5 protein-coding genes are annotated in these 6,498 nt (G+C 30.0%); 4 read left to right on the forward strand and 1 reads right to left on the reverse strand.

Translation table 11 applies throughout. From position 1 onward, the window contains the following. The first annotated feature begins 8 nt into the window (after window positions 1-8). The 3 genes from NR218_RS06240 (at window position 9) to NR218_RS06250 (ending at window position 4,013) form a co-directional block, all read left to right on the forward strand. Window positions 9-1,268, forward strand: a complete 1,260-nt coding sequence (locus NR218_RS06240; RefSeq protein ID WP_033080049.1) for an aminoacyltransferase — start codon at window positions 9-11, stop codon at window positions 1,266-1,268. A gap of 863 nt (window positions 1,269-2,131) precedes the next feature. Then, complete coding sequence (locus NR218_RS06245) at window positions 2,132-2,908, forward strand: HAD-IIB family hydrolase (protein ID WP_016931088.1); 777 nt, start codon at window positions 2,132-2,134, stop codon at window positions 2,906-2,908. A gap of 88 nt (window positions 2,909-2,996) precedes the next feature. After that, window positions 2,997-4,013, forward strand: coding sequence for a siderophore ABC transporter substrate-binding protein (locus NR218_RS06250; RefSeq protein WP_011275821.1), 1,017 nt, complete (start codon window positions 2,997-2,999; stop codon window positions 4,011-4,013). Window positions 4,014-4,117: 104 nt separating this feature from the next. On the opposite strand, the gene NR218_RS06255 is transcribed toward NR218_RS06250, so the two are convergent. Further along, window positions 4,118-4,459 (reverse strand): membrane protein, encoded by a 342-nt coding sequence (locus tag NR218_RS06255; protein WP_011275820.1) that lies wholly within the window; start codon window positions 4,457-4,459, stop codon window positions 4,118-4,120. A 170-nt stretch (window positions 4,460-4,629) separates the two neighbouring features. On the opposite strand from NR218_RS06255, the gene pepF reads away from it, so the two are divergent. After that, window positions 4,630-6,441, forward strand: coding sequence for an oligoendopeptidase F (pepF, locus tag NR218_RS06260; RefSeq protein ID WP_037570773.1), 1,812 nt, complete (start codon window positions 4,630-4,632; stop codon window positions 6,439-6,441). Window positions 6,442-6,498 lie beyond the last annotated feature (57 nt).

A 6,498-nucleotide genomic window follows, 5' to 3' on the forward strand; every position in this document is an offset into this window, starting at 1 on the left:
AGACGAATATGAAATTTACAGAGTTAACAGTTAAAGAATTCGAAAACTTTGTACAAAACCCATCATTAGAAAGCCATTACTTCCAAATGAAAGAGAATATTCAAACACGTGAAAATGATGGCTTTGAAGTAGTGTTACTAGGTGTAAAAGATGAAAGCAATAAAGTATTAGCTGCTAGTCTTTTCTCTAAAATACCGACCATGGGAAGTTATGTATATTACTCAAATCGAGGCCCAGTAATGGACTATTCTGATTTAGGCTTAGTTGATTTTTACTTACGCGAATTAGAAAAGTATTTACATCAACACCAATGTTTATACGTTAAAATTGATCCATACTGGATTTATCAAATTTATGATAAAGATATTAATCCACTTGAAGATAGAGAGAAAAATGATGCTATAGTTAATTTGTTTAAATCACATGGATATGAACACCATGGATTTACTACTGAATATGACACATCAAGTCAAGCAAGATGGATGGGTGTTAGCTATCTAAAAGGGGAAACACCTGCTTCATTAAGAAAACAATTTGATAGCCAACGTAAAAGAAATATTAATAAAGCGATAAACTATGGGGTGAAAGTAAGATTCCTTGGTAGAGATGAGTTTCATATATTCTTAGACTTATACCGTGAAACAGAAGCAAGAACAGGTTTCGTATCAAAAACAGACGAATATTTCTATAACTTCTTTGATACTTATGGAGATAAAGTGCTTGTTCCACTTGCGTACATTGATTTAGATGAATACATAAAATCATTGCAAGACGCTTTAAATGATAAAGAAAACCGTCGTGATCAAATGATGGCAAAAGAAAACAAAAATGATAAACAACTTAGAAAAATTGCAGAATTAGATAAGCAAATTGAACACGATAAAAAAGAACTCTTACAAGCAAGCGAATTACGTCAGACAGATGGCCAAATCTTGAATTTGGCATCAGGAATTTTCTTTGCAAATTCATATGAAGTGAATTACTTCTCTGGAGGTTCATCTGAAAAATATAATAATTATATGGGACCATATATGATGCATTGGCATATGATGAACTATTGCTTCGAACACGGATATGATCGATATAATTTTTATGGTTTATCTGGTGATTTTACAGAGAACAGTGAAGATTATGGTGTTTATCGCTTTAAAAGAGGATTTAATGTTTACATTGAAGAGCTAATCGGGGACTTCTATAAACCTATAAATAAGGTTAAATATTGGTTGTTTAATACACTTAATACAATTCGCAAAAAAGTAAAAAAATAAATTGATGTTATTAAAGGCTGTGACATGGTGGATGTCGCAGCCTTTATTTATCGTAACTAGTGATAGAGACAAGTTACAATACAGTGTAGGTAAATTCTAAGTTGATTTTCATGTTGCCCCCTACAATTTAATATTACCACACGTCTAATTTTTAGCAATGATATTACAAAACAAATTTATTTTGCTAAATTTAAAATATTTGCATTATTATTCTTTAGCAAATTTAGTTAAAACTAACAATTTACATAAATAGATACCAAGATTAATACGAAAGAGTTACGATTTAATAAAATGTAATAATCAATTCTAATATCTAAAATTGAGATTATTACATTTACTTAAGTCTATAATATAAGACTTCTTGATTCCTCGTTTTATGTACATGATATTAATAATTGCTACAGTACTTAATTAGTTAGTAGTTAGCTTTGAGAAAGATTATATATATTATCATAGGATTAATATCTCTAAACGTATAGACAAATATATAACCACGAGTATTTATGGGTTTTAAATTAAGAAACTAAGGATGAACAATTTATTTAATCTAAATATTGTATGATAACAATCAATCATACGTAACAATAATAAAACATGTTCAGAAATCGTCCTGACAGCGTATTAATTTAAAGGTTTTATTGAAGATAATTATTTGTGTTTCATTTTAGTTTACATAATATATATTATAGGAAGTTATATATTGAACTCCAGGGGACCTATTCTCCTATGATTCAATCCACTTTCAGTTAGTAACATTTATGATTCCTTTCTTTATTAATATGTACGCACACTAATATAAATTAATCATACATACTATTATACATGTTAAACTAAATGCATACTTATATACAAAGGAGTTACATATGAATATCATATTAGATATTGACGATACGATATGTTTTGATGGACAACAAATTAATCAAGATATTATCGACCGTTTGATTAGTTTACATAATATAGGTCATAGAATTATTTTTGCTTCAGCAAGACCGATACGAGACTTATTGCCTGTTTTACCTTCACAATTTCATAGATTTACGCTAATCGGTGGTAATGGTTCAATCGTTTCTGATAATAATGAGATACAGACACTTGCAACTATTCAACCTGAATCATTCAATGTTATAAAACATGTCATTAATCAATATGACTTGAATTACATTGTTGATGATAAATGGAATTATGCAGCACGTGTTGATGCTACAAATACAATTTATCAACGCCTAGATCCTCATCGATTAGCACAAAAATTAACCATTAATGACATTACTTCACCTATTAAGACGATTTTATTGAACATAGATGAAAAAGACTTTGACGAAGTTGTAACATATCTAGCTACCAATGCACCTAGTCTTTCACTAATTAATCATTCAAATGAACTTAATATTGATATTACAGCTAAATATATTAATAAATTTACTGCTATTGAGCATATACTCGGTAAATATCCTACATATGTTGCATTCGGTAACGATCATAATGATATTGAAATGTTACAACATGCTAAAGTTGGTTATTTTGTAAATAATGAATCAATGGATGTTTCTATTTTAAAAAATAATAAAAATATCCGTTGTATTAATGCGAATACGGAAGCGCTATGTTTATCTTTAGATGAATTAAGCAAAGATTACTAAAATAGCTACATTTATAAGGAAATATAAATAACTTCTTATTGAAAATGATTATCAATTGCAAGTATAATGATTTTATAGGAGGTTAATTATGAAAAATTCATTTAAATTTATAGCTATACTTTTCACTATAATCGTATTATTATCTGCGTGCGGTAAGAATTCAACTTCTGAATCGTCGTCATCTTCAAAGGATACGATTACAGTTGAGAATACATACGAGTTTAAAGATAAGAATAATACACATACTAAAGGAGAAATGAAAACTGAGAAAGTTAAGGTTCCAGTTAATCCAGATAGAGTGGCTGTATTAGATTATGGTGCATTAGATATTATGAAACAGATGGGATTGGAAGATAAAATTGTGGCAATTGCGAAAGGTAAAGGTGCTGCTTTCTTACCCTCTTCCCTTTCAGAATTTAAAAATGATAAATATACTAATTTAGGTAACCCTGGACAACCTAATTATGATAATTTAGCTAAAGCAAAACCGGAAGTTATCTTCACATCATTTAGACAAGCTCATACTAAAACGCTAGATGAAATAAAAAAAGCTGCCCCTAACGCTAAAATATTATTTGTAAGTCCTAATAATGATCATTATATTGATTCTATTAAAGATAATACGACCTTGTTTGGGAAAATATTCAAACAACAAAACAAGGCTAAAATGCTAAATGAGAAACTCAATAAAAAAGTTGCTGAAACTAAAAAAGTTATTAATAACGATACGGTCTTGTTTTTAAATGTGGATGATAAAGGTGTTAAAGCATTTGGACCTACTGGTCGTTTCGGTGGATTCTTAAATAGAGATTTAGGAATAAAACATGCTGACACTGCCATGAAAGCCAATTCTGCTGGTAATTCTATTACTTATGAGTATTTAAACAAAGTAAACCCAGATAAACTATTTGTAATTGATCGTACTCAAAAAGGAAATGATAAGTCGTTACCTTCTGCATTAAATAACGACGTTATAAAAAATTTAAAAGCTATTAAGAACGATCAAGTTTATCAATTTGAATCTAACGCATGGTATTTTTCTGAGGGTGGAATTGAAACTACCATTGAACAATTAGACAAAATTGAAAAAGCTTTTAAAAAATAATTAGCACTAGATTTCAATCCCCCTCTCTTTAGAATAGTAAATAAAAGGCGTTTGAAACATATATGCAAAAAAGCATGTTAAAATGTTTCAAACGCCTTTATTTATTATCTTCTAAGACGACGTATTGTTTCGTCATCATCTTCATATTTACGAATTTCTTTTTCTAGTTGTTTCTTTTTACGTTCGCGACGCCAATTTCTAGTGAAATACCATAATAAAAAGCTGATAATTAAACTGATAATGGCTAGAAAAGCAGCATATCCTAGTAATGGTTGAAATGAGATGTCATAAAAATTAGGAATAAAAAATGCTAAGACAGCTAACGCAACAAATGTAATTACTGCGGATACAAACCATTTCTTAAGTACTAAAGCACAGAAGACAGTTAAAATTATCATTGCAACTATTGTAATCCATAAATAGTTCGGCATATCAAAAATAGTCATGTATATCTCCTATCATAATAAAAATCTTTCTTTTAAATACTATACAATAATATGTAATTAAATTATACCCCTTTGCCTATAAGCATAACTCGGCCTTGAGGCTTAATAATGAGTTTGAAAATGATATTGTGTATAATGATTGTGAAATGATTTTTAAGGGAGTGGAATTTATGACGTCAGGTTTACCATTTAGAAAAGATGTTCCAGAACTAGAAAAATGGAATTTAAATGATTTGTTTAATAGTGATGAACAATTTTATGACACTTTAGATAATGTACTAAATCAATCGAAGTCATTTAATCAACAATATAAAGGGAAAATTTCAGATGCTAAGATGATAAAAAAAGTATTATCAGAATTTGAAAATATTCTTATTCAACTCGATCGTCTTGGTAATTATGCGGAACTAAGACTAAGCGTTGATACTGCTAATACTGATGCACAAACATTAAGCGCAAAGTTATCGACAAATTATGGTAAGATTTCAAGTCAGTTATCCTTTGTAGAATCTGAAATATTAATGTTACCTGAAGAGGTTATTAAACAAGCAATAGAAGAATCTGATGTGCCTCACTACTTAGAGAAATTAATTGAAAGTAAGCCATATCAATTGTCACCTGAAGTGGAACAAGTAATGGCGAGTTTATCGCCTACTTTTCAAAGTGCTTATGAATTATATGGCACAACGAAAATGCTTGATATTGCCTTCGAATCATTTGAACATAACAATGTGACATACCCTATGGATTACGCAACATTTGAAAATGAATACGAGGATAATGCTAATCCAGAATTTAGACAAAAAAGTTTTAAAAGCTTTAGTGATGCTCTGAAAAAATATCAACATACTACTGCTGCAACTTACAATCAACATGTGCAACAAGAAAAAATTGAGGCTGATTTAAGAGGATATGATTCTGTCATAGACTATTTATTACATGATCAAGAAGTTACACGAGAAATGTATGACAGACAAATCGACGTAATTATGAGTGATTTAGCACCTGTAATGCAAAAATATGCTAAATTATTACAACGTATACACGGTTTAGATAAAATGCGCTTTGAGGATTTAAAGGTTTCTGTTGATCCAAGCTATGAACCTGAAATATCAATCGAAGATTCTAAACAATATATTCATGGTGCTTTAAATGTACTGGGTGAAGATTATATACAAATGGTTGAGCAAGCATATAGTGATCGTTGGATAGATTTTGCACAAAATAAAGGAAAAGACACAGGTGCTTACTGTGCTAGCCCTTATTATACACATTCATATGTATTTATTTCATGGACTGGAAAGATGACTGAAACGTTTGTACTAGCACACGAATTGGGACATGCAGGTCATTTTACATTGGCACAACAACATCAAAATTTATTAGATTCTGAAGCTTCAATGTACTTTGTTGAAGCACCATCTACAATGAATGAAATGTTAATGGCAAATTATCTATTCAGTAACAGTGAAGATCCTAAATTTAAACGTTGGGTAATTGGATCTATTTTATCACGCACATATTATCATAATATGGTAACTCACTTGCTAGAAGCTGCTTACCAACGTGAAGTATATCGCAAAGTTGATAATGGTGAGTCACTTACAGCACCCGTGCTTAATAACATTATGAGAGACGTTTATGAACAATTCTTTGGCGATGCTGTTGAATTAACAGATGGAACTGAATTAACATGGATGCGTCAACCACATTATTATATGGGATTATACTCTTACACTTACTCTGCTGGATTAACAATTGGTACAGTTGTTTCACAAAAAATTAAACAAGAAGGACAACCAGCTGTAGATGCATGGCTTGAAACTTTAAAAGCAGGTGGAAGTCAATCTCCTATTGAATTAGCAAAAATTGCAGGTGTTGATATCACTACAGATGCACCACTTAAAGCTACTATTAAATATATCTCTGATTTAGTTAATGAAGCGGAACAATTAACAAATGAAATTGAGCAACAAGACTAATTAAACTATGTATATATTTTGATTTATAGTAAAACCCTGATAATAACTGATTTAATC

The organism is Staphylococcus sp. SUC_1.2, assembly GCF_026222585.1.